The organism is Rhizobium rhizogenes NBRC 13257 (assembly GCF_000696095.1).
GTDB classification, from domain to species: Bacteria; Pseudomonadota; Alphaproteobacteria; order Rhizobiales; family Rhizobiaceae; genus Rhizobium; species Rhizobium rhizogenes.
On the sequence record NZ_BAYX01000002.1, the window covers coordinates 216107 to 242785 of the forward strand.

The window sequence follows — 26679 nt, forward strand, 5'->3', positions numbered from 1 at the left end:
AGCCCTCAGATTTCGTCGATGAACATTGCCAGCACGGTCTTCAGCCGCTCATGCCGGTCGCCGGCGAACCTGCGGCCGGCTTCGGTCTGGAACCCATCCGCCAGTTTGAACAGCTTCGTCTCGAAATGATCGATGGCGAAGCGCTTGTCGTCAAGCGGCCGCTCCGTGGCAAGTGGATCGAACGGATCGTAGAGACCGGAGCCCATACGCCCGGCAATATAGAAACAGCGGGCGGCGCCGACCATGCCGATCGCATCCAGCCGGTCGGCGTCCTGCAATATCTTCGCCTCCAGCGTTTCCGGCGGCAGATTGGCCGAGAAGCTGTGCGTGGTAATGGCATGCGCAGCGGCGGCGATATCCTCATCGGCCCATCCAAGCTCCCTAAAAACACCGGATGCCTTCTCGGCGGCGAGCCTCGATGCCTGGGCGCGATGCGGCGAGTTCTTCTCGACCGAGACACAGTCATGCAGCAATACGGCGGCGGCGAGGATGCGGGCATTGCCGCCTTCCTCGGCCTGGATGGCCATGGCGTTTCTGAATACGCGCAGGATATGGGCGATGTCATGCGAACCGTCATCGCCATCGGCCGCATGCGGGATAAGATCCGCAGCCAGCGTTTCGAACGGGGCAAAGGCCCGCGCCATCCTGTTGGTGTCCATCGTCAGCCCCGTGTCGGAATGATCTCTCCTGTTCCTATCGAGCGCGGAGATTCTCTGCAATCACTCCGAGGCCTTCTTGCCCGTCAGGAGCTTCTGATAGAACAAGCCGATGCCGATCAATACCGCGCCGAGGCCGATGAAGGACAGTGCCCGCAGGAAACCCTCCAGATTTGCCATGTCGATCAGGAAGACCTTGACGACGGCGACGAAGACCAGCGCGGCGGAGGCGATGCGCAGGCTGCGCGCATCGAAGCGTGCCCCGAGCCAGAGAAGGGCGATGCCGATCGCCAACCAGACGACGGAGTAGGAGTAGAGTTCTCCCTGAATGAAGCCGTTCCAGAGCGCAATATACTCGCCCTGCCAGAAGCGGCGCACCGATAGCGTCGCCCAGGCAAAGGTCATGACGGCGCCGGCGACTGCCAGCATGGTCACATAGGGCAGGGGCCGCCTGTTTCGCGCATAGAGCGCCAACCCGGCATAGGCGAGCGCCGGCAGCAGATAGCCGAGCAGCAGCAGGTTGAAGAAGGGGATCCGGCCCGTACTCTCGCCGGTGATGAACGGATTGAGCCCGAGCAGATGCAGCGTCAGGATCGAGATGACGGAGAGGACGCCGACTGCCATGCCGCCATAGCGGAAGACAGGGCTCGATGCGCTGAGATCGAGCGCCATCAGCGTCGCCGAGGCTCCGATCGCCAGCAATGTGTAGATCGATTGTTCGCCAAGCGTCGGAACGTTTGAATTCAGCACGCCGCCATTCATCGCATGACGCACGAGGATGGCGATGGTCAGCAGCACCAGAAGGCTCGCCAGCGCCTGCAATGCGTTGCGCAGTCTGAGGCTCGGCAAATGCCTGACCTCAAAGGCGGACCAGACGGCGAGTGCGGCGGGGATACCGTAGCCGGCAAGCAGCATGTTGAAGACCGGCGTCGTGCCGAGCTCACCCGGGTCGACGATCGTCGGCTGCCAGGCAATGCGCCCCATGGTGATGATCAGCGCCGCGACCATCGTCCATGGCAGCACCAGCCACGAGCGGACCCGCCCGGCCAGCAGATAGGCAATGCCCAGCACCGGCAGCAGGATCGTCGCCACGGCGTCGTGGGCAAGCGTATGCAGGGCAAGGACGGCAGCGGCGAAGGAGCCGGCCGCGAGGATATTCGTCGGCAGCGCCAGACTGCTCTCGGCGGAGCGGCGATGCTGCCATTCGGCGAGCGCCATCAGGATGACGGCGAGCCCGATGCCATAGAGCCCATGCAGCCAGTCGCGGGTCCAGTTGCCGAAGGTGATATAGCTGATGACAGCGATCGCCAGCGGCGTGGCCGCCATGATGACGCTCCAGACCGCCGCAAAGGGCTTCTCGCTCTCGCCGAACCGTTTGAGGAAAAAGACGCCGATCAGCACGAAGACTGCACCGAGGCCGAGACCTTCATAGACCACGACATTATAAAGCGCCGGCGAGACCTCCGCGAGACCCCAATCCGCGGCATTCATCGGGGATGTCAGGACCATGGACATGCCAAGGCCGGCGGCGGCGACCGACAGGATTGCCGCCCAGGCCGCATGCAAACGGCTGGCTCCGAAGGCCGCGACCGCCGCAACGATCGCCGCGAACAGAAGGGTAGCGTTCGGCAGTGGGTATCCGTTCAGCAGGCTGTAGCCCAACAGCGACAGGGCGACTGCACTGGCGCCAATGGATGCCGTCAGCGTCATGCCGAGCGGCTCGCGGGCCAGGAACAGGACCGGATGGCTCGCGGGTTGCGAGGCTGGCGACTCTTCTGAGTCGCTTAGCTCTGCTAGCGCTGGAGGGTCTTCGCTAGGTGCTGCTACGGCTTCATAACGCCCCGGCCAGATGAAGATCGTACCGGCGATCATCACCAGCATGGCGAGTGTTACGGGGCTAAGGTCAACGACAGGGCTGTTTGTAATGTAGAGCAGTGCCCAAAGGCCGAGGAGCACATTGGCCAAGGCGGGCGCGATCTGCCAGCGGCGCAGCCGCGATGCGGTTGCGGTGGCGAGCCAGGTCAGGACGAGATAGCCGAATAGCACCCACGGCCTTGGCGCCGTCGAGGCGATCAGGGCCGGGGTGACCATCGAGGCCAGCAGACCGAGGCCGGCAAGCGCCTGGCCGTGCAACAGCGACAAGCCGAGGGTGGCAAGGGAGATCAATGCCAGGAGAAAGAACGCGGTCGCCGGTCCGATGAAGCCGTAAATGCCATGCGCGGCATAGGTCGAGCCGAACAGCGCGACGACACCCGCCGCCGTCAGCACGCCGGGAATCATCGCATTCTGGAAGGTGTTGGCAAGAACGGGTTCGGAACGGCGACGGATCACTTCGCCGGCCGCGACAAGGACAAGGCCGAAGAGCGCGGCAAGCGCCAGCCGCACGCCAGGGCTGAGCAGGCCGCTCTCGATCGAATACTTGACCATGAAAATGCCGCCGAATGCCAGCGCGATGCCGCCGACCCATACGGCCCAGCGGGCGCCGATCGTGCTTTCCAGGCTTTCGTTACTGGAGACCGCGGTATCCCGGGCAAAGGCGGGAGCGGTGGTCTCGTGGATTGGTGCCGTTTCACCGTCATCGGTCATGGCGGCGGCTTCCACCGCAGGCGCCGCGACCGTCTCTGCCAATGGCTGCGCGGCAGCCTCGGTGTATGAATCGGCCACATCGATGGTTTCGGCCGCACTGGCTGATTCGCTGCTTCCCATGGCCAGCACCCGGCCGGCGAGTGCATTTTGCAGCTCCTGGACGCGGCTTTCGAGCTTTCCTAGCCGTAGATTGTAGCTCCGCAGTATAAAAATACCGACGACCACGACCGCGATCAGCAGCAAATCCATGATGTCCCCTCCATGGGCTCTTGGCCGCACATTATACGAAATGAGCCGGGGAGTAAGGGTAGATCAGTCAATTTACCTATGATTCCAGGGGATTACGCGCCGGAGATGGCGTGTTCTGGTTTGCTGGCGGCTTTAGAATTATTAGGGTGTGTTAATTTATAACTTGGAAACTATTGTTAATACTCATTAACAATTTGGCCTTTACCGGTGCTGAGAACCGGCCTATCAGCACATATATAGTTCAACTGAAATGTATTGCGTACAAACGATGTCGCATGAGGCGGCTCCTAACCCTAGGAGGTTTGTATGTCCCATGTATCTTCCATATCCAACAGTTCCTATCCTTATCGGGGCACTCTTTCGCGGCTCGACGCGAATGATGATGGTGTCCTGAGCCGTGAGGAGCGTGAAGCCGATGAACGCCCGGGTATCCTCGAGGCCGATTCGAATGCCGAAAGCAGCGATGGAACAAGCAGTGCGCTGAGCAGCCTGATGGCGAAGCTTATGCAAATGCCGATTGCCGGCACGACTGCGACGGGCAAATCGCTGGAGACGAACAGCGCTTTCGACCTCGACCTGCTGACGCCGATGGATGCCTATAACAGCACCTACGGCCAGTACGACGTGGACAGCGCAGCGGCCTGATCCTCTTTTGCCAGTGTGATTATAGCGGTTCGCCGGACAACGGCGGACCGCTTCTTTGTGATTGAAACCATTCATTTTCCTCCTCGCCGGAACACCCGTCCCCGTGATGCGTTGCATTGGTAATGCCAAAAGGGAGGATGTATCCATGAGAACGATCATTATTGCCGCAACGCTGGCGCTGGTTTCGGCTTTGCCGGCGTTCGCGCAGGGCAAGCAGACGGCGATCGCCAATTTTGTCGGTGCCGACGGCAAGCAGTCGGGACGGGCGGTCCTGACAGAGGCGAAGACGGGCGTGCTGATCGAGCTCGATGTCTCCGGCCTGCCGGTCAACCGCTGGGTTGCCTTCCATATCCACGAGAGCGATCGCTGCGACCATACGCACGGATTCGATTCCGCCGGCGGCCATTTCAATCCCACCAAGGCGGAGCATGGTCTGCTTGCGGCCAATGGTCCGCATGCCGGCGATATGCCCAATCAATATGTCGATCAGGACGGCAAGCTGCGGGCGCAGGTTTTCAACGGCATGGTATCGCTCGACGGTAAGAACGGCATCCGTGGCCGGACGCTGATGATCCACGCGGACTCCGATGATTACCGCAGCCAGCCCGTTGGCGGTGCCGGCAAGCGGCTGGCCTGCGCGGTCATCCAATAGTTTTGCCGCCTTAGTGATTCGCGGCATTTGTTCCGATCTTTGCCACGCGCCGGTTGTCTTCCGCATGCGGAGACCCACCGGTGATGTGATTCGATGCTTGTCAATTGGGGTTAATGATCAATTAACACCTATCTTTGACCACCTCTCCAAATCGGCCTATCCCATCAGGCATTTCAACAAGCGTACTGCGTCCCACGGAAAGCGCCGGATGGCGTTTACTTCAGGAGATTTGGATGAGTGGTATTTCTTCAGTTGGAAGCAGCATGAGCGCTGCCTCGTACAATCCCCTTGATAAAAACCATGACGGCGTTGTGGACGCCCAGGAGCTGCAGGAAGCAGCACAATCAGGGCTTCTGTCGGCGAGCGTTCTCGGCGACGAAGATAGCGATGACAGCAGCGATCAGAGCCCGACGAGTGCGTTCTCTGGCAATCTGGCGTCCATGCTGCTGCAAATGCAGCAGGCGAGCGCCAGCGGCCAGACCGGCACTGACACGTCGAGCGACGACTCGTCTGACCAATCACCGATGGACCAGCTCTTCGCCAGCCTTGACACCAACAAGGATGGCAAGGTTTCCTCCGACGAGTTCGTGGCCGGACGCCCGAAGGACATGAGCGAAAGCGATGCTGCGAACCTGTTCAAGAGCCTGGATACCCAAAACTCAGGCTCGCTGGACAAGGATCAGTTCGCCGAAGGCCTCGATGTCCTGAAGCCGACCGATCCGTCCGCCGCCGATGTCCTGTCGCAGGAGCAATCCTCTGGCGATAGCAGCGGCGATACTGCTGACCAGAATGCTCTGGAAGTTTTCATCAGCGAGATGCAGGCCTCGATGAACGTTTATCAAAATACCTATGGTCAGTATGATACGGATCAGACGGACAGCGTTGCCGCCTGATCGGCGGTTACGGCTAAGACTTGAAATGGACGGAGATTGCGCAAATGCAGTCTCCGTTTTTTTATGGGACGTCGATCTTCGCCAATAGCGGCAGCACGAAGGGCGCATTGCCGTCCGCGTCAGCACCCCGGCCGATCGCCTTGACGGCGTCGACCAACCGGCCCTTACGGCCAAGCACATCGTCACCGATCATGACCAGCCGCGTGTTCGGTGTGGCATAGGGTGAGGCGGCGCGCAGGCGACGGGTGAGAACCATATCGTCCTCTTCGGGATGGACGGCAAGGGCTGCGATCAAAGCCGCTGCAGGCGAGCGCGACACGCCCATCCAGCAATGGATCAGCAGCGGCGCGGTGCGATTCCAGCTTCTCGCGAAATCGATGATGTCGCGGACATGCGTCTCTTGCGGCGCGACAAGATTGCCGGTGCCGGCAAAGCTGATATCGTTCATGCCGAGCAACAGATGCCTATCCGCCTTGATAACGGCGGGACGATGAAAGCTCTGTTCCTTCGCCATAAGGCTGATCATTTCGGATGCACCGTGGCGTACGGCCATTTCCGCGATGCGGGCCAGCGGCGATACGACGATCGCGGTCATGCCTCGGCACTCACGCTGGCGCGTTCGGCTTCGATCGCTTCAAAACGCTTCAGGAAAAGCCGCTGGGCTTCCACCGCCGGCATCGGCTGGATCGGCAGAATGTCCTGTGTAATGCCACGCGGCTGGCCGAAGAACTTTCGCGCTTCCGCTGACGTGAAACCGGCCAGCAGCGTCGCCTCGAAATAGGCGGACACCGTATCGGCCTTCTTGATCTTTGCCTTCAACTGCGGAGCACAATGCGGCGGCAGGGCAAAGCGCCGGTAGATCGCCGCTTCCAGGCGCATTTCCACCAGCTTGTACTCGCCGCCGACCACCGATTTGAACGGTGAGATCATATCGCCGATGACATATTCGGGAGCATCGTGCAGCAGTGCTGCCAGCAGTTCGTCCGGTGTCGCCGGATTGAGTTGGCGAAAGATCGCCTCGACCACGAGACTATGCTGCGCCACCGAAAAGGCATGATCCCCCGAGGTCTGGCCGTTCCAGCGCGCGACGCGGGCAAGGCCATGGGCGATGTCGCTGATTTCGACGTCGAGCGGCGAGGGGTCGAGTAGGTCGAGCCTGCGACCGGACAGCATGCGCTGCCAGGCACGCGGGGTAGCACCCGATGTCATGCCGACGCCTCATCGGTCTGCGTCGGGAAGGAGAGGCCGGACCAAACGGGCAGTGCAACGGAGACCTCGTGACCGGCTGCCAGGATCGGCGTGCCGGCCGCAATAGCTTCGCCGGCGCGGTCGATGCGGACAATGGCAAGCCCGTTGGCGCCTTCGATAGAGCCGAGCGTGCCGATCGGCTTGCCGCCGGCGGTCAGTTCCGTGCCGCTTGCGGGCAGATCGGCGCTGCCGATGACGATGACGACCCGGCGGCGCGCGGTGCTGCGATGCTGCATGCGGGAAACCACTTCCTGGCCGACATAGCAGCCCTTGCGGAAGCCGAGGCCACCATTGAGGTCCAGCAGCACGTCATGCGGAAAAGCGTCCTGCAGGGCGAAATCCTGGCCGGAAACGGCAATGCCATTGGCAATGCGCAGCGCCTCGTAAAGTGCCTCGGCATCGTCGCCGTGATGACCTGATGTCCGCGTCAATGCAATGCCCGCCTTGGCGAAGCGGCTGTCCCTGGGGCCTTCGGCAACATTGTCGCCCCAGGCGACCGTAACGCCCTCGGTTTCCCCGACAGCGAAATCGACCGGTGCGCGCAGCCGGTACATGGTGAGCCGTTTCAGCAGCCCATCCCTTTGCGCCGTATCGGTCTCCAGTAGAAAGCCGGGGCCGTCCCTGGAGATCATGAAGTCGAACAGGATCTTGCCCTGCGGCGTCAGCAGCGCGCCCGGACGCGCCTCGTCCGTGCCGAGCGAGACAAGGTCGGTGGTGATGAGATTGTGCAGGAAAGGCTCCGCCTCAGCGCCGGTGACGCGAAGAAAGGAGCGATCTCTGAGGAATACGGCTGGCATGATGAACCCGCTAATTTCGCCTATCGCCCAGAGGTAGGGCCTCTGCTCGGGAACCGCAAGTTCTGCGGCCGGATCATTCGCCGGAGGTGAAGAATTTCCACTTGCCGTCGGGCGTGATGCCGACGCGATAGAAATTATAGCCCCCGAATTCCAGCATGTCGGAGAAATCACCGGCAGTGACGATCCGCATCAGGTCGACCTTTTCCGGCGCGGTCAGGGTCTTGATGTCCTTCTCGGCGAAATAGGGCCAGACATACATTTCGTTCGGCGTTCCCTGGCCGACATGGGCGCAGGCACTCGACAGGATATCGAGGAGGATGGACAGGATCTCGATGCCATCGGAATCGCCGGAGAGATCATGCAGCGTCTTGATCGGGTCTTCCCCCGGATCGTCCGCCGTCACCTGCGTCTGGTTGAGGCCGCCGCCGATATTCATCAGCGGGCGCAGGCGCTCAAGATCACCGGAAGCGGCTGCCTCGACAATGGTTTCGCGTAGCTTGCGCACCGGTTCCGGCACCTTGCTGATATCGTAGATGATCTCTGCTGACTTGCCGCTGGTCGAGGCATCGCTGGTGGTGGCGTTGCTGCTGGATTGCCCCTGGCTCTTGACCAGCGGGTCCGGCATGGGAAGAGCCTTGGAGGGCGCCTCCAGCGCCTGCTCGACCGGCTTGTCATTGTTCTGCTGCGCGGGCTTGCTCGCAGCACCCGGCTGAGCGGCGGGGGGATTGATCAGCGAGAAGGCGAGAGCGGGAAGCGGCTGGGCAAGGCTACCGAAAAACATGGTCGCGGCAGCGAGCGAGGCAATGGAACGTCGAAACTCATTGCCCGGTACGATATGCATAAAGGATCTCTGGCTGTTATTGCAGGGTGCGGTTCGGAGAGAATTCACCAGCAAGCATGCGTTCCCTAAGCGATTCGAGCAAGGCCTCAGCGCCCTGTTCCCCATGAATGCGAATAGTCTCGCGGATGGCATGGGCAATCGCAGCGTCGGCAATGATCTCCGGCTCAATGCCATCGGCCATCCCGTCAGCCCACGCTTCGTTCTGGTATTCCAGCGCTGCCTGCATCTTTTCGTGGACGATCATGTCATCGATTTCGTTCAGGCTGGCTTCCATCATTTCTTTCCTCGAGACGTCCATTGTCCTTACCGCTTGCTTAACGACTCTATCAGCCTTTTCCTAAAACGACACGGCTCGGTACGAAAAGGGGTTAATAAATCGTCAATTTCCAAAGCGAGCGGTTATTTCTGTAGCAAGTGTTGCACCTTCGTTACGGTATCGCTCCTCCGCGACAACGGCCTGCGACGTGCAATTCGTGTAAACCGACGCAAAGGATCTGTATCCACGGTTGAACGCGGCGGTCAGTCTTTCCTTGCGTTTCGGCTCGTTCTTGGTCTCGGCATCGAGCAATTGCTGCATGCCAACCCGCCAACCGTCTTCAGCGGAGGAGTTGCAGAGGTTGCGCAGATAGTTGACCGAACCGAGAATTTCGGAGAGCCGCAGAAGCTGGTCGTCATAGGGCGTCGGCTGCTCGGCGTCGCCACTATTGGCGGGCGCCTGTCCCTGCGGAACGGTCGTCGCCGACTGCGCAAACGCCGGAAATGCGGCCGCAAGCGCGGCGCAGATCATAAGCGGATGAATGAGGCGACGATGAATCATGTGCCCAATTGATATGGCAAGCATGACGGGAACAAGGCGAAATGCTCGCTTTCCACCCTGTTATTGTTAAGCATCGTTAACGCGGGAACCCGGCTGATCCCGTCAGTCGCGGGTTGCGGCGATCCGCTCGACGCATTCGAGAACGCTTGCCGGAACGGGCAGGACGCGGATCTCTTCCAGCGAGTACCAGCCGATCGCGGCGGCATCGTCGGCCGCTTCGGCGGTCGCTTCTTCGTCGGCATCGACCCGAAAGACGGAGAGGAGAAAGTGACTGGTGAGCCTCCCGTCTGCTGCATGGCTCCGCAGATCGTAAGTCTCGAACAGACGGGGATTGCGGGCCGATATCCCTGTCTCCTCCTCGAACTCCCGCAACGCCGTTTCCGCTGGTGTTTCGCCATCCTCGGCCCGTCCGCCTGGAAAAGCATACATATCGGCCGACGGCGGATTGCGGCGCAGCACCAACAGGAAACGACCGTCGCGTTCGAGAATGGCGGAAGAGGCGGGGCGGGGGATCGAGGTCATGGATCTTCGGATTCCGAGGGAAATATCAGGCGGTGATGAAAGCTCTAAGCCCTCGCAAGATACGGCTCTTGTTGTGCCGGATGAAAGCCCTTTTAGTCGTAAATCAGAACCTCGATTCGAGACCGCCGCCCGCGTTGCTGGAAATCATCATGACCTACGCACTCTATGCCCTTGCCGCGCTGGCGGAAATTGCCGGTTGTTTTGCCTTCTGGGCTTGGCTGCGGCTGGCAAAGCCCATCTGGTGGCTGGCGCCCGGCCTGGTGTCGCTGGCGCTGTTCGCCTGGCTTTTGGCACTGGTGCCGAGCGATGCGGCGGGGCGTACCTACGCGGCCTATGGCGGCGTCTATATCGTCGCCTCCATTCTCTGGCTTTGGCTGGCCGAGGGACGTTTGCCCGATCGCTGGGATATTTTCGGCGCCGTGGTCTGCCTTGCGGGTGGCGCCATCATTCTCTTCGGCCCGCGCGGTTGACCTTCTCCTTGACCCGGCGCTTTCAGGGTGCAAAACAAACCCTATGTGCGGACGCTTTGCATTGACATCGACGCCGGAATACGTGGGCGAGGCGCTGGGCGTCCTGCTCAGCGAAGGCTTTCCTGCGCGCTATAACATAGCGCCGACACAGCCGATCCTCGTCGTCATCTCGGGCGATCGGCAGGAACGGGGCAGCAATCTGCCGGATCGTCGCGCGGTGCTGGTGCGCTGGGGCTTTACGCCCGCCTGGGTGAAGGAACCGAAGGAATTTCCGCTGCTGATCAATGCCCGCGCCGAAACCGCAATCGGCAAGGCCTCATTCCGCGCCGCCATGCGTCATCGGCGCATTCTGATCCCCGCTTCGGGTTTCTACGAATGGCGCCGCCCCGCCAAGGAGAGCGGCGAGAAGTCTCAAGCTTATTGGATACGCCCGCGCGATGGCGGCGTCATCGCCTTTGCCGGCCTGATGGAGACATGGGCATCGGCCGATGGGTCGGAAGTCGATACCGGTGCGATCCTGACGACGGCTGCAAACAGAGCGATGCGTCCCATTCATGACCGCATGCCCGTCGTCATCAAGCCGGAGGATTTTGCCCGCTGGCTGGATTGCAAGACACAGGAGCCGCGCGAGGTTCTCGACCTGATGGCACCGGTTCAGGAGGACTTCTTCGAGGCGATCCCGGTTTCGGATCGCGTCAACAAGGTCGCCAATATGGGACCTGACTTGCAGGAGCCGGTAGCGATAGAGGCTCCGACCAAGCCGCCGAAGAAGCCGGACCCTGGCGATGGCCAGTTGAACCTCTTCTGAACGGCTTCGTGTCGAGATCGGCGCTGCCACAAGCCGCTGCTAACAGTCGGCTCCCCCTGGCTGGCAAATAATGTCTGGTCTTAGGCGATCTTCTTTTTCATCGGCTTGGCTTTCAGCATCAGATGTGCTGCCAGAACGGCCTTCAGGCCGAGCGGACGATAAAGCAAGCTCGGATCGATCTTTGCCTGCGGTTGTGCCGCTTCGTCTTTCTTCGTGGTCATGGGTTACTCCTCACCTTGTTCCCGCTGGTGTTTTCTGAATCACCAAACTGCTTTGCTAATGTGTCGTAAATCATGACAAATCAAAGGCGTCTGGCGATCAGCTTTTGTAAACACCGACCATATTTCGCGAGATGAGGGCGAAATTTTCGTATTTTCCTCGCCTACTCAGGGTGTTAATTCTTCATTAACCATCTTCGCGCTTTGCGTGAAACGTCGCAACCAGTCGTCTAACGAGACGAGCGGCGCGTCGAGCCATGCCGGCTTTTGGGCTAGATATGCCGACCGATATCGTCGTTGGAATCGTCGACGTCGGGATCGGCGGGGCCGTTGATGGTGAAGGTGCCGTATTTGCGCGCCCAGGAGCGGGCGCCGAGCGGCAGCGACAGCAGGTAGGCAATCACGGTCACCACCATGACATGCCAGGTGTAGCTCATCAGCAGCGCCACATAGACGACGATTGCCAGCATGGCCGGCAGCACGAGATCGCGGCGAATGCCATTACCTCCCGTTTTGCCGGACCAGACGGGCAGGCGGCTGACCAGCAGGAAGCCGATCAGCACGGTATAGGCGGCACCCCAATAGGCGTAGGTTCTGCTCGGCTCCACGCCCAGAAAGCCGAGATAGACCGGCAGCAGTACCAACATGGCGCCGGCCGGCGCCGGCACGCCGACGAAATATTCCGACTGCCACGACGCCTTGTGCTCGCGCTCCGCCATGACGTTGAAGCGCGCAAGGCGCAAGCCGGCGGCGATGGTGTAGATCAGGGCTGCGATCCAGCCGAGCGAGCGTGCCTGATCGAGCAGGAAGACATAGACGACAAGCGCCGGCGCGACACCGAAATTGACGATATCGGCCAGCGAATCCATCTGCGCGCCGAATTTGGACGTGGCCTTCATCAGCCGCGCCACGCGCCCGTCGACGCCGTCGAGGAAGGCGGCAACCAGCACGGCGACCACGGCAAGCTCATAGCGGTTTTCGAAAGCAAGACGGATGCCGGTCAGGCCCGCGCAGATCGCCAGGACGGTAATCATGTTCGGGACCATCAGCCGCAATGGAATTTCCCTAAGGCGCGGCCCGCGCGCCTCGTCATTGGGACCATTCGGCTCGAAGGGTGGAAAAGGCGTCTTCATCCTGCTCGTTTCCTTGAGGCTCAGCTACGGCGGCTAACGGTCGGGCCTTTCGGCGAGCCGAATTCGGCGATTATGGTCTCGCCGGCAATCGCCCTCTGACCGACTGCGACGCGTGGTTCGGCGCCTGCGGGGAAAAAGACATCGAGACGCGAACCGAAGCGGATTAGGCCGATGCGCTCGCCGGCGTCGAGCGGCTCGTTGACATTGACGAAGCAAAGGATGCGGCGGGCAACAAGGCCGGCGATCTGCACGACGCCGATTTCGCCATGCTTGGTTTCGATCACGAGGCCGTTGCGCTCATTCTGCTCGCTCGCCTTGTCCAGCTCGGCATTGAGGAAGCTGCCCTGGCGATAGGCGATGTTGGTGATGCGGCCGCGCATCGGCGAGCGGTTCACATGGCAATCGAAGACATTCATGAAGATCGACACGCGCAGCATCGGCTCGGTGCCGAGATTGAGCTCGGCCGGCGGCGTGACCATCTGCACGCCGGAGACCTTACCGTCAGCGGGCGATATTGCGAGATCGTCGTCCTGCGCCGTCATGCGCTCGGGGTCGCGGAAGAAATAGGCGCACCAGAGCGTCAGGATCAGGCCGATCCAGAAGAGCGGCTTGAAGACCCAGCCCAGAACCAGCGATGCAACAAAGAAGCCTGCGACGAAGGGATAACCTTCCTTGTGCACGGGGACGATTACGTTGCGTACGCTATTCAACAAGCTCATCGATGGCGGGCTCCTATGATTGCCAGTTGACGGTGACTACAGGCAAAAGCCGTCATGGGCAATGGTTTCACGCAGTCACCCCCAGGCGAAACCGGCCGGGATAAGCCCGCATTCCGAAACGCATGATCACGCACAAGCTGTCGCGACGCTGAAAGGGCCGTCGCGACAGCAAATGAAAAGCCGCCGGAAGATGGTCCGGCGGCTTGCTGATACCAGTGCTGTGATCAGCGAAGATCAGAGGCCGAGGGCGGCTCGCAGCTCGTCCCTGGCGGCCTCGTATTCGGCCTTATAGTCCTCATGGGTCGTGATGGTCTGCGCGATGACGGTGCCCGCGATGCGGCCGGCCTCAATGTCGGTGGCGTAGTGGATGCCGCCGACGATACGGTTATGGCCGTATTCCCAGGCGCGGGTCATGATGGCAGCCTTCTTTTCCGGCACCATGTTCGAAAGCACGATACCCATCAGTGTTCCGAGCGTCGTGTGGCCGGACGGATAGGAACCGGACTTCGACAGAGGCACGATCGGCTTGACGAGATCGCTGTAAAGATGCGGGCGCGGGCGCTTCCAGACATCCTTGGCCGGATCGACGACGGCGCCCTCGGTTTCGACGATACGATCGAAGAAGGCCGAGAACTTCGGAAGGTTTTCCTTGGTGAATTTCGGATTGTCGATGACGTCGGAGAAGCGCCAGACGTTTTCCTCGGCGTCGGCAACGGCACGGGCCGCCATTTCCGGGGTGCGTGTCACCTGCAGCGTCAGGATTTCTCCCAGCTCGGCTTTGGTCTGGGCCGAGTCATTGGCCGGTGGTGGGGGCAGAAGGTTCAGGAGATTGATCTCCTTGGCATCGGCAAATGGCTTGGCTTCGTCGGCGAAGACCGGCGCGGCAAGACCGACGGCGAGAAGGAGGGTAAAGGTTCTGGCGAGATTGCGCATTCGGGGGCCTCTTCGAATGAGTGACCGCTCTCGCTATCAAGCGCGCATCTCAGTCTCATGACAGCCGCTTGCTTCAGCGCGCCGGCGCTAGCCGGTTGACCACGCCTAGGTCGTCGTTCTCGCGCACCTGCTTCAGATGTTCTTCGGCCTGCGTTGCCTCGCGCTGGCGGTTCCACATCGAGGCGTAGAGGCCGTTCTGTTCCAGAAGGACGGCATGGGTGCCGCGTTCGGCGATCTCGCCGCTTTTCAGCACGATGATTTCGTCGGCGCCGATGACGGTGGAGAGCCGGTGGGCGATGACCAGCGTCGTGCGGTTCTTGGAGACGACGTCGAGGGCCGTCTGGATTTCCTGTTCGGTCGTGGTGTCCAGCGCCGAGGTCGCTTCATCGAGGATGAGCACCGGCGGGGCCTTGAGAACGGTGCGGGCAATGGCGACACGCTGCTTTTCGCCGCCGGAAAGTTTCAGGCCGCGTTCGCCCACCTTGGTTTCGAAACCCTCGGGCAACTGGCGGATAAAGTCGCCGATCTGGGCAATTTCGGCTGCTGCCATCACCTCGTCCTCGCTCGCACCCGTCCGTCCGTAGCGGATGTTGTAGGCGATGGTGTCGTTGAAAAGCACGGTGTCCTGCGGCACCATGCCGATCACCTTGCGCAGGCTCTTCTGCGTCACCGTGCGCAGATCCTGATCGTCGATGGTGATCGTACCGCTCTGGACGTCGTAGAAGCGGTAGAGCAGCCGCGACAGGGTGGATTTGCCGGCGCCCGAGGGGCCGACGACGGCGACAGTCTTGCCGGCCGGCACCTCGAAGGAGATGCCCTTGAGGATCGGCCGGGCGGCGTCATAGGCGAAATGCACATCCTTGAAGGAAATGGCGCCCTGGCCGATGACCAGTTCCCTGGCGTCGGGTGCGTCCGTCACCTCGGGCTTTACCTCCAGAAGGTCGAACATCTCCTCGATATCAGTCAGACCCTGGCGGATTTCGCGGTAGACGAAGCCGATGAAGTTGAGCGGCACGGAAAGCTGCAGCAGCATGGCATTGATGAAGACGAAGTCGCCGACCGTCTGGTGGCCGTTGAGAACGGCCCAGCCGGAGACGACCATCATGACCGTGGTGCCCAGGCCGAAGATGACGCCCTGACCGAAGTTCAGCCAGCCCAGCGACGTCCAGACGCCGGTGGCGGCCTTCTCGTAACGCGCCATCGACTGGTCGAAACGCTTGGCCTCCATCTCCTCGTTGCCGAAATATTTGACCGTCTCGAAGTTCAGGAGAGAATCGATCGCCTTGGTGTTGGCGTCCGTATCGCTCTCGTTCATCGTCCGGCGGATGGAGATGCGCCAGTCGCTCGCCTTGACGGTGAACCAGATATAGAGCCAGACCGTGACCGCCGTGATGGCGAGATAGGAAAAGCCGTAGCCGCGCCAGAAGATGATCGCGGTCAAAAGAAACTCGACGAAGGTCGGGACGGTGTTGAGGATGGTGAAGCGGACGATCGTCTCGATGCCCTTGGTGCCGCGCTCGATGACGCGCGACAGACCGCCGGTCTTGCGCTCGAGATGAAAGCGCAGCGACAGCTCATGAATGTGCACGAAGGTCCGGTAGGCGAGCTGGCGCACGGCATATTGGCCGACGCTGGCAAAGAGCGAGTCGCGAAGCTGGTTGAGACCGAGCTGGATCAGGCGCGTGACGTTGGTGGCGACGATGAGCGCGAGGGCGCCGACCATGAAGGCCGGCAGGATGCCCTGCATGTCCAGCTTGCCGTTTAGCGCATCGACGGACCATTTGAAGAAATACGGGACCAGCAGCAGGAAGAATTTCGAGATCAGCAGATAGACGGTCGCCCAGACGACCCGCATCTTCAGGTCCATGCGCCCCGTCGGCCACATATAGGGCCAGAGATTGACGAGCGTATTCAATGGATTGCTGCTATCCGCCGATATGGTTTTCTTGCGGTCTGCCATGTCCGTCTCCGGCGAATATGTGAGGCAGCCGGGCAACGGTGCGCAATCGCGCAGCCTGGCTGGAAAGGCCCGGTCGGATCATGACCAGGGCAATGGGGTTGGAGGCAGGCTTATACCATTTTTATGGCGGGTAAAAGCAATGGCCAGCCGCTGATCGCGCCTGGCCATATCGTGTCGGTCTGTCGTGAAGCGTGCCTTTTACAGGTGCCCGCCCGAAAGCCGCTTGCGGTGCAGCTCTTCAGCATTCGGCAGCGCGTCCTTCGGCAGGCCGAAGACCTGGCCCGGCAGGATGCGGTCCGGATTGTTGATCTTGTCTTCGTTCGCGATGTAAATCGTCGTGTAGCGCACGCCAGCGCCATAGATGCGTCGGGAGATCTGCCAGAGCGTATCGCCGCGGCGGATGATGACCGCATTGGTGTCCTGCGATAGCGGCGCCTGTTCGATGGTTTTCGGGCCGCCGCCATTGGAGGCGGTTTCGGCACTTGCCGGCGCCGCTTTTTCCGGTTTGGCGACGGCGGCGATCATCTGATCGAGATTGGGCAGCGCATCGCCAACCGACTTCGGATCCTTCGGCAGGGCCTGAAGCGTGGACAGCGCCTTGAGCGCCGCGTTGGAGGCATCCGTGGCCGCCTGTTTCAGCGCCGCATTCGCATCGATCGTGGGACGGAATTCCGAAAGGGACTTGAGCGCGATTTCCGTTCCCGAGCGGGCGGCGGCGAGCTGTTCGGCATTCGGTTGCTTGCCATCGGCGAACAGGCTCTTAAGCAGGGTGAAGGCCTTGGAGGCATTCTCCGTCAGCTTGCCGAGTTCGCCTTCATCAAGCGGCACCATGGTGGTGGCAGCAGGACTGCCGCTGGCACCGGCAGCCGCTGGTGTCTGTGCTGCAACGGTCACCTGATTGCCTGCGGGGCGGGTGAAGTTGACGCTGGTGCGGACCACGACGTCGCCGTTGGCGCCGAGGACATCGACACGGATCTTGTGGTCGCCGACCGCCAGAGGCAACGTGCCGTCGACGACGAAGTGCCCATCGGCTCCGGCCGTGATCTCGCCGATCAGCTTGTCGTCGGCATAGGCACGGACCTTGGTGTTCGGCTTGGTCGTTCCGGCAACGAAGATACGGTCGTTCTCGATCTCGACCGCATTGACCATTACGTCCGGCTCGCCGCTGGACGTTGCGGCAGGTGGAGTGGCGGTCGCCGGATTGGCGGATGCCACGGCGGCATTGTCCTGTGGTTTGGCGTCGGTGGCCGTCGTCTGCTCACTCGGAGTGACGCGTCCCTGCTTGGCCGATGGTGCGGTGATGATGCGGCTTGCCGCGCCGGGCTTGGAAACCATGGCGAGAAGCTGGCTCTTGTCGTCCTTCGGAACCGAAACGGTAGCGACTTCTTCCGATGTCACGGCCTTGCCGTCCTTGCCGGTTGCGCGCAGCGCCAGTTCATGGTCGCCGGGCGGCAGCGGATTGTCGAGTACGGCAACGAAATCGCCGGTCGGCCCGACCTGGGTGGTCGTCACCACCTTGTCGCCGTCGACGATTTCCAGCTTGGAATTGGGCTCGGCCGAGCCGGCAATGACGGTGGAGCCGTCGGGCTCGACACGCAGCACGTCGAAGGACGGCGTCGAGGAGCCGGCTGCGGCCTGTGTCTGCGGTGTGGCCTGGCCGGTCAGCGTTGCCAGCGCCTTGTCGATCGCGGCATTGGCATCGGCGATGTTTTCCGGAAGCGACTGGATGATGGCGAGCGCCTTGCCGGCGCCGTCATGCGCCTTGTCGACCAGGGCGGTCGTGGTGGCGTCCGTCCCTTGGGGAACGGCAAAACCAACGATCGCTTGCAGCGCCGTGATCACCTTCGTCTTGGTGGCTGCGAATATATCCTCGCTTGGACCCTTGCCGTCCTTGAAGAGCGCCTTGAAGTCGGCGAGGGAGGCGGTCGCCGCGCCGCTGAGATCGGTGAGCTTCTTGACGACATCGGCGGCATTGATTGCGGTTGTGGCAGCGTTCTGCGTTGCTTCGCTTGCCTTTTGCGCCGCATCGTCAGCTTTTTGCGCGCTCTCCGTAATCGTATTCTTTACCGCGTCGCTGGCCTGATTGACGGCGTCGCCGATCGGCTTCTTGTCGCCGTTGATGCGCGGCATCACGAAAAAGACCATCAGGAGGGTCGCAATTACCAGCACCAACAGAGCCAGCCAGCCGGCACGGTTCTTCATCATCATTTATCTCCAAGCGGCGGCATCGTCCCCACTCTTGAAATTGCTAACGATTTCGCCTGCTTTTACAAGCTTTCTCAGCCATTTCCGCATGTTCTGGCACAAGTTTTCTTGTGAAAATTCTTGACTGAGCATCTGCAGCATAGTTGTTTGCATTTATGACTGACGATTCTGCGCCAATTCGATCCATTTGCGTCTATTGCGGCTCCAGGCCGGGACGCGATCCTGCCCACATGGCCGCGGGCCGCGAGCTTGGCAAGCACATCGCCGAGAGCGGGCTGCGCCTCGTCTATGGCGGCGGAACGAAGGGCATCATGGGCGCTGTGGCAAGCGGTGTCCTGTCGCATGGCGGCAAGGTCACCGGCATCATTCCGGAATTCCTCGTCGATATGGAAGCGACGCGCCATTCGCTCGGCCAGTTGGACGAGCTCATCATAACCCCGGACATGCATACGCGCAAACATGGCATGTTCGAGCGCGCCGACGCCTTCGTCGCGCTGCCGGGCGGTATCGGCACGCTGGAGGAGATCGTCGAGATCATGACCTGGGGCCAGCTCGGCCGTCATGAGAAGCCGATGGTCTTTGCCAATATCAACGGTTTCTGGGATCCGATGATGGAGCTGATCCGCCACATGACGGAAGAAGGCTTCATCCATACGTCCCATCGCGTCCAGCCGCTGGTCATCGACCAGATTGCCGACATCATCCCGGCGATCCGCAAGCATGCCGCTGAAGTGCAGGGACCGCGTGATGGCGAAGAGGCTGTTATCTCAAAGCTCTGATTAAGGACTTGCTAACCATGTTTTCCGGTTAGCGTGCCCGGCTTTGACGCAGCATCGACCAGCTATAGAGCACCAGCCCCGCCCAGATCAGCGAGAAGGCGATCATCTGCGTCGTGCCGAAAGGCTCCTTGAATACGAAGACGGCGATGAGGAAGATCATCGTCGGCGCGATATACTGCATGATGCCGATAGTGGAGAGCCTGAGTAGCTTCGCTCCATTGGCGAAGATCATCAGCGGCAGGGCGGTCACCAGGCCGCAACCGAGCAGAAGCGCCGTATCCGAGATGCCCGTGCGGTAGAGATGGCCTTCGCCGCGCGCTTCCAGATAGAGGATGTAAAGCGTAGCCGGAATGCAGAGCAGCAGCACCTCCAGGAAGAAGCCCTGGTTTGCCCCTACCGGCAGCGTCTTGCGGAAAAAGGCATAGAAGCCCCAGGATAAGGTCAGCGTCAGCGCCACCCAGGGCACGGTGCCGGCCTCGATGGTCAGAATGACCACCGCTGCCGCTGCAAGGCAGATCGCGGCGATCTGTAGCGGTGCCAGCTTCTCCTTCAACAGCAGGGCGCCGAGCGCGATGCTGAACAGCGGATTGATGAAGTAGCCGAGCGCCGCGTCGAGCGAATGTCCGGCGCTGATCGCCCAGACATAGGTTCCCCAGTTGATGGTCACCAGCGTCGCCGTCAGCGATACCATGGCGACCGTGCGTGGACTGCTGAGTGCCGCCTTGATATCGCCCATACGACCGAGCGCCAGAAGCACGACCCCGGCAACGGGTACGGACCATAAAATACGGTGGGCGACGATCTCCGTGGCCGGAATATGCGCCAAGGCTTTCATGTAGAGCGGCAAGACGCCCCAAAAGAGGTAGGCCGTCAGCGCGAAGCCGAAGCCGCGCAGGCTGTCCTCGTTCTTGACGTCAGGTGCGACCGTGTCGGTAGCCATTGGTGTTTTCCGCCCATGCTATTTTTATTGAGGACGGGATTACTCCAAAGCGTCGTGCGGGGCCAATTCATTTCCTTGACGGCATGGTCAAGGTTTTTGATGAGCGGCGGATCACTCCGCCGCGATTTTGCCCGCCATATGCCGGTTCTTCATCAGCTTGTAGATTACGGAATCCATCAGCGCCTGGAACGAGGCGTCGATGATGTTTTCGGAAACGCCGACCGTCCACCAGCGCACGCCGTCGCTATCGGTGGATTCGATCAGGACACGGGTCACGGCTCCCGTACCGCCGTTGAGAATACGCACCTTGAAGTCAGCCAGCTCCAGATCGTCGATCTCATGCTGGTATTTGCCGAAATCCTTGCGCAGCGCCAGGTCGAGTGCGTTGACCGGGCCGTCGCCTTCGGCAACCGACATGATCGTTTGGCCGTCGATGATGATTCTGACCACCGCTTCCGAAACGGTCTTCACACGGCCGTGGGAATCGAAGCGGCGCTCCACCATGACGCGGAAGCCGTCAACGGCGAAGAAGTCCGGAATGGTGCCGAGCGTGCGGCGCGCCAGAAGCTCGAAGCTGGCATCGGCGCCCTCATAAGCGTAGCCCGTGGCTTCCCGTTCCTTGACGATCTGGATCAGCCGATCGAGCTTCGGGTCGTCCTTGCCGACCTCGATGCCGCGCCGTTTCAGCGCATTGATGAAATTCGACTTGCCGCCCTGGTCGGAGACCATCACCTTGCGGAAATTGCCGACGGTTTCCGGCGGCACATGCTCGTAGGTGCGCGGATCCTTCAGCAGTGCCGAGGCATGGATGCCGGCTTTGGTCGCGAAGGCGGAGGCACCGACATAGGGGGCCTGATGGTCCGGCGAGCGGTTCAGCAGCTCATCGAAGGCATGCGACAGGCTGGTGAGGCCAAGAAGCCGTTCGCCATCGATCGTCGTTTCGAAACGCTCACTATAGGTCCTCTTCAATGCCAGCGTCGGGATCAGCGTGATCAGATTGGCATTGCCGCACCGCTCACCGATGCCGTTGAGCGTGCCCTGGATCTGCCGCACGCCGGCTTCGACGGCGGCAAGCGAGTTGGCGACCGCCTGGCCGGTATCGTTATGAGCATGAATGCCAAGACAGTGCCCCGGAACGCCCTCAGCGATCACGGCCTCGACGATGGCGCGCACTTCCGGCGGCTGCGTGCCGCCATTGGTGTCACAGAGCACGACCCAGCGCGCCCCCGCCTCGTAAGCCGTCTTGGCGCAGGCCAGTGCATAGGTCGGATTGGCCTTGTAGCCGTCGAAGAAATGTTCGCAGTCGACCAACGCTTCCTTGCCCGCGCCAACAGCCGCCTTGACGCTTTCGGCAATGCTTTCGAGGTTTTCCTCGTTGGTGCAGCCGAGCGCGACCTTGACGTGATAGTCCCAGCTCTTGGCGACGAAACAGATCGCGTCCGCCTTGGCCTGCAGGAGGGTCGCAAGGCCCGGATCGTTGGAGGTGGAAACGCCGGCGCGCTTGGTCATGCCGAAGGCGACGAAGGATGCCGTCTGCGTCCGCTTCTCATTGAAGAAGGCGGTATCGGTCGGATTGGCGCCGGGATAGCCGCCCTCGACATAATCGAGGCCGAATTCATCCAGCATGGTGGCGATCGAAATCTTGTCCTCGACCGAAAAATCGATGCCGGGCGTCTGCTGCCCGTCGCGCAAGGTCGTGTCGAAGAGATAGATTTTTTCGCGTGTCATACTGTTTCCTCCGGCGAGCCGGTTTCTTCTTGCTCAGTCACTTCCTCTCCTCACCTTGAGCTTGTCGAAGGGGCGGGGAGAGGTATCGTTCAGGCTCAGATCTTCCCTGCAAACTTATCGGTGGCGCGGATCAGCTGGTCGAGGATACCGGGCTCGGAATAAGCATGGCCTGCGCCTTCAATCAGATGAAATTCCGCTTTCGGCCATGCCTTGTACAGCGCCCAGGCATATTTTGCCGGGCAGGGCATGTCATAGCGGCCATGAACGATAGCGCCGGGAATGTCCTTCAGCTTGTAGGCATCGCGCAGCAGTTGGCCTTCGTCCATCCAGCCGGCATTGACGAAGAAGTGGTTCTCGATGCGCGCGAAGGCATGCGCGAATTCCGCATCTTCGAACGGCGTGCTGGTCGAAGGGTCGGGCAGAAGCGTGATGGTCTCGCCCTCCCAGAGCGACCATGCCTTGGCGGCCTCGAGACGTGCCGCCTTGTCCTCATGCGTCAGCCGGCGGTGATAGGCGAGCATCATCTCGTGGCGTTCTTCCGGCGGGATCGGCGCTAAGAAGCGCTCCCACTTATCCGGGAACATTTCCGAGACGCCGAACTGATAATACCAGTCGAGCTCGGCTTTGGTCAGCGTATAGATGCCGCGTACGACCAGTTCCGAAACATGCCCCGGATGGGTTTCCGCATAGGCGAGCGCCAGCGTCGATCCCCAGGAGCCGCCGAACACCAGCCACTTGTCGACACCCGCCATTGCGCGCAGCCGCTCGATATCATCGACCAGATGCCAGGTCGTGTTGGCCTCGAGCCCCGCATGCGGCGTGGACTTGCCGCAGCCGCGTTGGTCGAACAATGTCACGTCGTAGAGCGCCGGATCGAACAGACGGCGATGGCTCGGCGAGATGCCGCCGCCCGGGCCGCCATGCAGGAAGACGGCAGGCTTGGCGCCAGGCGTGCCGGCGCGTTCCCAATAGATGACATGGCCGTCACCGACATCGAGATAGCCGGAGGCATAGGGCTCGATTTCCGGGTAAAGCGTGCGCAAAACTTCCGTCATATTTTCAGCCCTTCCGAGGGCCACACGTCGGTGTCATGGTCGGGGTGTTGGAAGGAAATGATCCGTTCCTGCTGGGCATAAAAATCCGGATCCTGATGTACCGGCTGCTGGAATATGGTTTCGACCCAGGGCAGGCGCGAAGCGTGGTTCACCTGGATCTGCGGCGCCAGATCGTCGCGTTCGTCGAAGGCGCCGATGGCGATCTCCAGGCCGCCGGGATGGCGATAGGTCAGCGGCGTGCCACAATTCTTGCAGAAGCCGCGCTCGATGTTGACCGAGGACTGGAAATAGGTCGGCTCGCCGCGCGTCCATTCCAGCTTACCGTCCGGTGCGGTCACCAGAGCGGAGAAGAAGCTGCCGAACTGTTTCTGGCACATGCGGCAATGGCAGATCGAGGGGCGTCCGAGTTCACCGCGAATGCGAAACCGCACCGCGCCGCACTGGCATCCTCCGCTTCTGGTGACTTCAGTCATGGCTCTTCTCCTGTGGCCAGGTTTGGGTATCGTGATCGGGATGCTGATGGTTGGACGCGCGGATCGCCTCGGTGCGGTCAGCCTCATCTTCATCCGCTTCCACCGGCAGCACATCCAGCGCATGGAACCACGGCATTTTTCCCGCGAGGTTCGATTGCGCAACGGGCTGCACCGCCATCGGCTCGTCCAGCGAACCAAGCGTCACATTGATGGAGTCCGCGCCGGGAATATCATAGAACAGAGGCGTGCCGCAGGTGCCGCAAAAGCCGCGGCGCACGAGGTCGGACGAATGAAACCACGAGGGCTCGCCGCGCGTCAGCTCGAAGTCCGTAAACTTGGCACTGCCCAGCGGCAGGGCATAGTTGCCGGATGCCTTCTGGCACATGCGGCAATGGCAGAGATGCGGATAGCCGAGCGCACCGGCGGTACGATAGCGAACCGCGCCGCATTGGCATCCACCGCTATATCCCGCCGCCTTGGTCATTGACCCGTCTCCTGTGGCCATGCTGTCGTATCGTGGTCCGGATGCTGATAGGACACAAGCTCCAGCACAAAGGGCGCCTGTTCCGCATCCTCTTCCGTCCGGTGGCCGGGCAGCAGATGCAGGCCGTCGACAAAGCCGATCTTGCCTTCCGTGCCGAACTGCACCACCGGCGGCAATAGCGCCGGATCATCGAAGGCGCCCGCCGCGACCGCTATGCCATCCGGCGCCTCATAAGTCAGCGGCGTGCCGCAATCGCCGCAGAAACCCCGCTCGACGAAATTCGACGACCGGAACGTCTTCCGCTCCCCCCGCGTCCAGACAAGCTCGGCACCGCGCGTCGAGACCAGTGGTGCATAATAGGCGCCGAAGGCCTTCTGACACATCCGGCAATGACAGATCGACGCGTCCTTGAGCTCGCCCCGCACCCGGAAACGAACCGCACCGCATTGACAGCCGCCGGTGTAGGTCACACTCACCGCTTGACCTCCCAGGTCGTGATGCGCTCGCCCGTTGCCGGATCCTTGCCGTCCTTTAGCTGAATGCCTTCAGCCAGAAGGGTGTCTCGGATCTTGTCTGCCTCGGCAAAGTTCTTCGCTTTCAGCAGTTCCAGACGTGCTCGCACCCGTGCATCGATCTCCGAAGCGACGGCATCATCCATCTCGACCTTCTCGGGCAGCAGACCGAGCAATGCAGCACTTGCCGCAAACACGGGCAAGATGCTGGCATCGGCATTGGCGGCTTGCGCCAGGGCATGCAGCGCCTGAATAGCGACGACGGTGTTGAGGTCGTCGGCAAGGGCGACCAGCACGGTGGCGTCCGGCTTGGCATTACCGATATCCGCCGCTGGCCACTTGGCGAGAAGCCTTTCGGCCTCTTCCAGTCGCTTCACGGAGAAGTCGATCGGTTCGCGATAGTGCGTCATCAGCATGGCAAGCCGCAGCACCGCGCCTGGCCAGGTCCGGCCGCCGAGTTTCTCCGTCTGCAGCAGTTCGTAGATGGTGACGAAATTGCCTTCCGACTTCGACATCTTGCGGCCTTCGACCTGCAGGAAGCCGTTGTGCATCCAGACATTCGCCATCACGTCCGTGCCATGGGCGCAACGCGACTGGGCGATTTCGTTTTCATGGTGCGGGAAGATTAGGTCCAGACCGCCGCCATGGATATCGAAGACGTCGCCGAGATAGCGTCCGCTCATGGCCGAGCACTCGATATGCCAGCCCGGACGGCCGCGGCCCCAGGGGCTTTCCCAGCCGGGCTCGTTCTCGGCGGATAGCTTCCAGAGTACGAAGTCGCCGGGGCTCTTCTTATGGGCGTCGACGGCGATGCGGGCGCCGGCCTGCTGCTCATCGAGATTGCGCTTCGAGAGCTGGCCGTAATCGGCCATGGACTTTGTGTCGAACAATACTTCGCCCGCCGCCTGATAGGCATGGCCTCTGGCGATCAGTTTCTCGATGATCTCGATCATCTGTGCGATGTTGTCCGTCGCCCGCGGCTGCACCGTCGGCTCCAGGCAACCGAGGGCAGTCGTGTCCTGATAATACTGCGTCTCGGTCTTCTCGGTGACCAGGCGGATCGCCTCGTTCAGCGGCAGGCCAGGATGATCGCGCAGTGCCCTCGCGTTGATCTTGTCGTCGACGTCGGTGATGTTGCGCGCATAGGTAACGTGGTTTTCGCCATAGACCTGCCTGAGCAGCCGGAACAGCACGTCGAAGACGATGGCCGGGCGTGCATTGCCGATATGGGCGAAATCATAGACAGTCGGGCCGCAGACATACAGGCGCACGTTCTCGCGATCGATCGGCTGGAAGTCGACCTTTTCGCGCGTCAGCGTGTTGTACAGCTTCAATTGTGGCTCGGTACCCATTTCATTCTCCCAAAGGCATAAATCCGAAAAATATCGTCACCGGCAGGCCGGGGCGTTTGTCATCTTGGATTTTGGGAGACGAAAACGGCCAGGCCAGCGAAGCGCTAGCGAATAATTTTCCGGCAGATAATGCAGATAACCGTTTTCATGGCAGGCTTTATCGCTCGACTACAGTGATTGGTCAAGAGCCAGGATAGGGACCCAGCGAGCGATTATTCCGGCGTCCGATAATCGACGAGCTTGTTCTCGCGCACGACGAAGAGTTTGCCGGTTTCGGTCACATTCGGGCCGGCGAGCGGCACGATGGCCTGAGCCACGTCGCGGGGATGCGGCAGCGTATCTGGATCTTCGCCCGGCATAGCCTGGGCGCGCATGGCGGTGCGGGTGGCGCCGGGGTCGATGCTGGTGATGCGCAGCGGTGTGCTCTGGGTTTCTCCGGCCCAGGTGCGGGCAAGCGCCTCGACGGCGGCCTTGGAGGCCGAGTAGGCGCCCCAGAAGGGCCGGCAGCGATGGGCCGCGGCCGACGACAGGATGATGGCGCGGCCGGCATCGGAGCGCATCAACAGCGGCTCGACCGAGCGGATCAGCCGCCAGGTCGCGGTGACGTTGACGGTCATCACTTTCTCGAACACCTTGGCCTCGATGTGGCCGATCGGCGAGATGACGCCGAGCACGCCAGCATTGGCGACGAGAATATCGAGCTTGCCCCAGCGCTCGAAGATCGACGCGCCGAGCGCATCGATCGCGTTCATGTCGGCAAGATCGAAAGGCACGAGCGTTGCGGACCCGCCGACAGCCTTGATGGCGTCGTCAAGCTCCTCAAGGCCGCCCACCGTGCGGGCGCAGGCAATCACATGCGCGCCGGCCTTGGCCAGTTCCAGAGCGGTGAAATAGCCGATACCGCGCGATGCGCCGGTAACGAGGGCGATCTTGTCCTTGAGATTGACGCTCATGCTGCCTGGATCCGAATGCTCTAGGGAAGGAAAGGGGCGAAGAAACGCCCC

General features: G+C 61.2%; 29 protein-coding genes. 6 read left to right on the forward strand and 23 right to left on the reverse strand.

Annotated features, from left to right (window positions below; all coding sequences use genetic code 11):
- Positions 1-5: 5 nt before the first annotated feature.
- Together RRH01S_RS05030 and RRH01S_RS05035 are read right to left on the reverse strand one after the other, a co-directional pair.
- The gene (locus RRH01S_RS05030) at positions 6-659 is read right to left on the reverse strand and encodes an HD domain-containing protein (RefSeq protein WP_234711646.1); all 654 of its coding nucleotides are present in this window, start codon (positions 657-659) and stop codon (positions 6-8) included.
- Between the two features lie 60 nt (positions 660-719).
- Positions 720-3491, reverse strand: a complete 2772-nt coding sequence (locus tag RRH01S_RS05035) for a DUF2339 domain-containing protein (RefSeq protein WP_042470231.1) — start codon at positions 3489-3491, stop codon at positions 720-722.
- A gap of 306 nt (positions 3492-3797) precedes the next feature.
- Here RRH01S_RS05035 and RRH01S_RS05040 point away from each other — a divergent pair, with 306 nt between their 5' ends.
- The 3 genes from RRH01S_RS05040 to RRH01S_RS05050 all read left to right on the forward strand — a co-directional run bounded on the left by RRH01S_RS05040 (position 3798) and on the right by RRH01S_RS05050 (position 5681).
- Entirely contained in the window at positions 3798-4136 is a 339-nt protein-coding gene (locus tag RRH01S_RS05040; protein ID WP_007693070.1) for a hypothetical protein, read from the forward strand.
- 145 nt (positions 4137-4281) lie between these two features.
- A complete protein-coding gene (locus RRH01S_RS05045) occupies positions 4282-4788 on the forward strand; it encodes a superoxide dismutase family protein (protein ID WP_007693068.1) in 507 nt (168 codons plus the stop codon).
- A gap of 263 nt (positions 4789-5051) precedes the next feature.
- Positions 5052-5681, forward strand: coding sequence for an EF-hand domain-containing protein (locus RRH01S_RS05050; RefSeq protein WP_234711647.1), 630 nt, complete (start codon positions 5052-5054; stop codon positions 5679-5681).
- 61 nt (positions 5682-5742) lie between these two features.
- Here the strand turns inward: RRH01S_RS05050 and RRH01S_RS05055 are convergent, their stop codons facing one another.
- The 7 genes from RRH01S_RS05055 to RRH01S_RS05085 all read right to left on the reverse strand — a co-directional run bounded on the left by RRH01S_RS05055 (position 5743) and on the right by RRH01S_RS05085 (position 9906).
- Entirely contained in the window at positions 5743-6276 is a 534-nt protein-coding gene (locus RRH01S_RS05055) for a tyrosine phosphatase family protein (RefSeq protein ID WP_007693064.1), read from the reverse strand.
- Positions 6273-6890: a YfbR-like 5'-deoxynucleotidase gene (locus RRH01S_RS05060; protein WP_007693063.1), complete on the reverse strand. Its 618-nt coding sequence runs from the start codon at positions 6888-6890 to the stop codon at positions 6273-6275. Before RRH01S_RS05060 ends, RRH01S_RS05055 begins: the two co-directional genes overlap by 4 nt.
- Entirely contained in the window at positions 6887-7726 is an 840-nt protein-coding gene (gene ygfZ / locus RRH01S_RS05065) for a CAF17-like 4Fe-4S cluster assembly/insertion protein YgfZ (RefSeq protein WP_007693062.1), read from the reverse strand. Before ygfZ ends, RRH01S_RS05060 begins: the two co-directional genes overlap by 4 nt.
- Before the next feature lie 73 nt (positions 7727-7799).
- Positions 7800-8567 carry a hypothetical protein gene (locus RRH01S_RS05070; protein WP_007693061.1) on the reverse strand — a complete coding sequence of 256 codons (768 nt, stop codon included), beginning with the start codon at positions 8565-8567 and terminating at the stop codon, positions 7800-7802.
- 16 nt (positions 8568-8583) lie between these two features.
- Positions 8584-8841 (reverse strand): hypothetical protein, encoded by a 258-nt coding sequence (locus tag RRH01S_RS05075; RefSeq protein ID WP_034518861.1) that lies wholly within the window; start codon positions 8839-8841, stop codon positions 8584-8586.
- Between the two features lie 105 nt (positions 8842-8946).
- On the reverse strand, positions 8947-9384 hold the full coding sequence (locus tag RRH01S_RS05080) for a TIGR02301 family protein (protein ID WP_007693058.1): 438 nt from the start codon (positions 9382-9384) through the stop codon (positions 8947-8949).
- A gap of 102 nt (positions 9385-9486) precedes the next feature.
- Entirely contained in the window at positions 9487-9906 is a 420-nt protein-coding gene (locus RRH01S_RS05085) for an NUDIX hydrolase (protein ID WP_007693057.1), read from the reverse strand.
- A 149-nt stretch (positions 9907-10055) separates the two neighbouring features.
- Between RRH01S_RS05085 and RRH01S_RS05090 the strand changes: the two genes are divergently transcribed.
- Positions 10056-10376, forward strand: a complete 321-nt coding sequence (locus RRH01S_RS05090) for a YnfA family protein (protein ID WP_039973817.1) — start codon at positions 10056-10058, stop codon at positions 10374-10376.
- A gap of 43 nt (positions 10377-10419) precedes the next feature.
- A complete protein-coding gene (locus RRH01S_RS05095) occupies positions 10420-11184 on the forward strand; it encodes an SOS response-associated peptidase (protein WP_012651180.1) in 765 nt (254 codons plus the stop codon).
- Positions 11185-11264: 80 nt separating this feature from the next.
- Here RRH01S_RS05095 and RRH01S_RS34330 read toward each other — a convergent pair whose 3' ends face one another.
- The 6 genes from RRH01S_RS34330 to RRH01S_RS05120 all read right to left on the reverse strand — a co-directional run bounded on the left by RRH01S_RS34330 (position 11265) and on the right by RRH01S_RS05120 (position 18352).
- Positions 11265-11405 (reverse strand): hypothetical protein, encoded by a 141-nt coding sequence (locus RRH01S_RS34330; RefSeq protein ID WP_007693050.1) that lies wholly within the window; start codon positions 11403-11405, stop codon positions 11265-11267.
- 269 nt (positions 11406-11674) lie between these two features.
- Positions 11675-12535, reverse strand: coding sequence for a CDP-diacylglycerol--serine O-phosphatidyltransferase (gene pssA / locus RRH01S_RS05100; RefSeq protein ID WP_007693048.1), 861 nt, complete (start codon positions 12533-12535; stop codon positions 11675-11677).
- A gap of 20 nt (positions 12536-12555) precedes the next feature.
- Complete coding sequence (locus RRH01S_RS05105) at positions 12556-13254, reverse strand: phosphatidylserine decarboxylase (protein ID WP_007693046.1); 699 nt, start codon at positions 13252-13254, stop codon at positions 12556-12558.
- A gap of 234 nt (positions 13255-13488) precedes the next feature.
- A complete protein-coding gene (locus tag RRH01S_RS05110; RefSeq protein WP_007693044.1) occupies positions 13489-14187 on the reverse strand; it encodes an acid phosphatase in 699 nt (232 codons plus the stop codon).
- A gap of 73 nt (positions 14188-14260) precedes the next feature.
- A complete protein-coding gene (locus RRH01S_RS05115; RefSeq protein WP_007693042.1) occupies positions 14261-16147 on the reverse strand; it encodes an ABCB family ABC transporter ATP-binding protein/permease in 1887 nt (628 codons plus the stop codon).
- A 198-nt stretch (positions 16148-16345) separates the two neighbouring features.
- Positions 16346-18352 carry a LysM peptidoglycan-binding domain-containing protein gene (locus RRH01S_RS05120; RefSeq protein WP_007693040.1) on the reverse strand — a complete coding sequence of 669 codons (2007 nt, stop codon included), beginning with the start codon at positions 18350-18352 and terminating at the stop codon, positions 16346-16348.
- A 155-nt stretch (positions 18353-18507) separates the two neighbouring features.
- Between RRH01S_RS05120 and RRH01S_RS05125 the strand changes: the two genes are divergently transcribed.
- The gene (locus RRH01S_RS05125; RefSeq protein WP_012651182.1) at positions 18508-19131 is read left to right on the forward strand and encodes an LOG family protein; all 624 of its coding nucleotides are present in this window, start codon (positions 18508-18510) and stop codon (positions 19129-19131) included.
- 28 nt (positions 19132-19159) lie between these two features.
- Here the strand turns inward: RRH01S_RS05125 and rarD are convergent, their stop codons facing one another.
- From rarD to RRH01S_RS05165, 8 genes are all read right to left on the reverse strand, one after another.
- Positions 19160-20071: an EamA family transporter RarD gene (gene rarD, locus RRH01S_RS05130; RefSeq protein ID WP_007693035.1), complete on the reverse strand. Its 912-nt coding sequence runs from the start codon at positions 20069-20071 to the stop codon at positions 19160-19162.
- Between the two features lie 111 nt (positions 20072-20182).
- On the reverse strand, positions 20183-21799 hold the full coding sequence (gene cimA / locus RRH01S_RS05135; protein ID WP_007693034.1) for a citramalate synthase: 1617 nt from the start codon (positions 21797-21799) through the stop codon (positions 20183-20185).
- Positions 21800-21894: 95 nt separating this feature from the next.
- Entirely contained in the window at positions 21895-22854 is a 960-nt protein-coding gene (gene pip, locus RRH01S_RS05140; RefSeq protein WP_007693033.1) for a prolyl aminopeptidase, read from the reverse strand.
- On the reverse strand, positions 22851-23327 hold the full coding sequence (locus RRH01S_RS05145; protein ID WP_007693032.1) for a GFA family protein: 477 nt from the start codon (positions 23325-23327) through the stop codon (positions 22851-22853). Before RRH01S_RS05145 ends, pip begins: the two co-directional genes overlap by 4 nt.
- Positions 23320-23811, reverse strand: coding sequence for a GFA family protein (locus RRH01S_RS05150; protein WP_007693025.1), 492 nt, complete (start codon positions 23809-23811; stop codon positions 23320-23322). The genes RRH01S_RS05145 and RRH01S_RS05150 overlap by 8 nt, the downstream gene beginning before the upstream one ends.
- A complete protein-coding gene (locus tag RRH01S_RS05155; RefSeq protein WP_007693023.1) occupies positions 23808-24287 on the reverse strand; it encodes a GFA family protein in 480 nt (159 codons plus the stop codon). The genes RRH01S_RS05150 and RRH01S_RS05155 overlap by 4 nt, the downstream gene beginning before the upstream one ends.
- On the reverse strand, positions 24284-25675 hold the full coding sequence (gene cysS / locus RRH01S_RS05160; protein WP_007693020.1) for a cysteine--tRNA ligase: 1392 nt from the start codon (positions 25673-25675) through the stop codon (positions 24284-24286). The genes RRH01S_RS05155 and cysS overlap by 4 nt, the downstream gene beginning before the upstream one ends.
- A 212-nt stretch (positions 25676-25887) precedes the next feature.
- Positions 25888-26628 (reverse strand): SDR family NAD(P)-dependent oxidoreductase, encoded by a 741-nt coding sequence (locus tag RRH01S_RS05165; protein ID WP_007693018.1) that lies wholly within the window; start codon positions 26626-26628, stop codon positions 25888-25890.
- Positions 26629-26679: the final 51 nt, after the last annotated feature.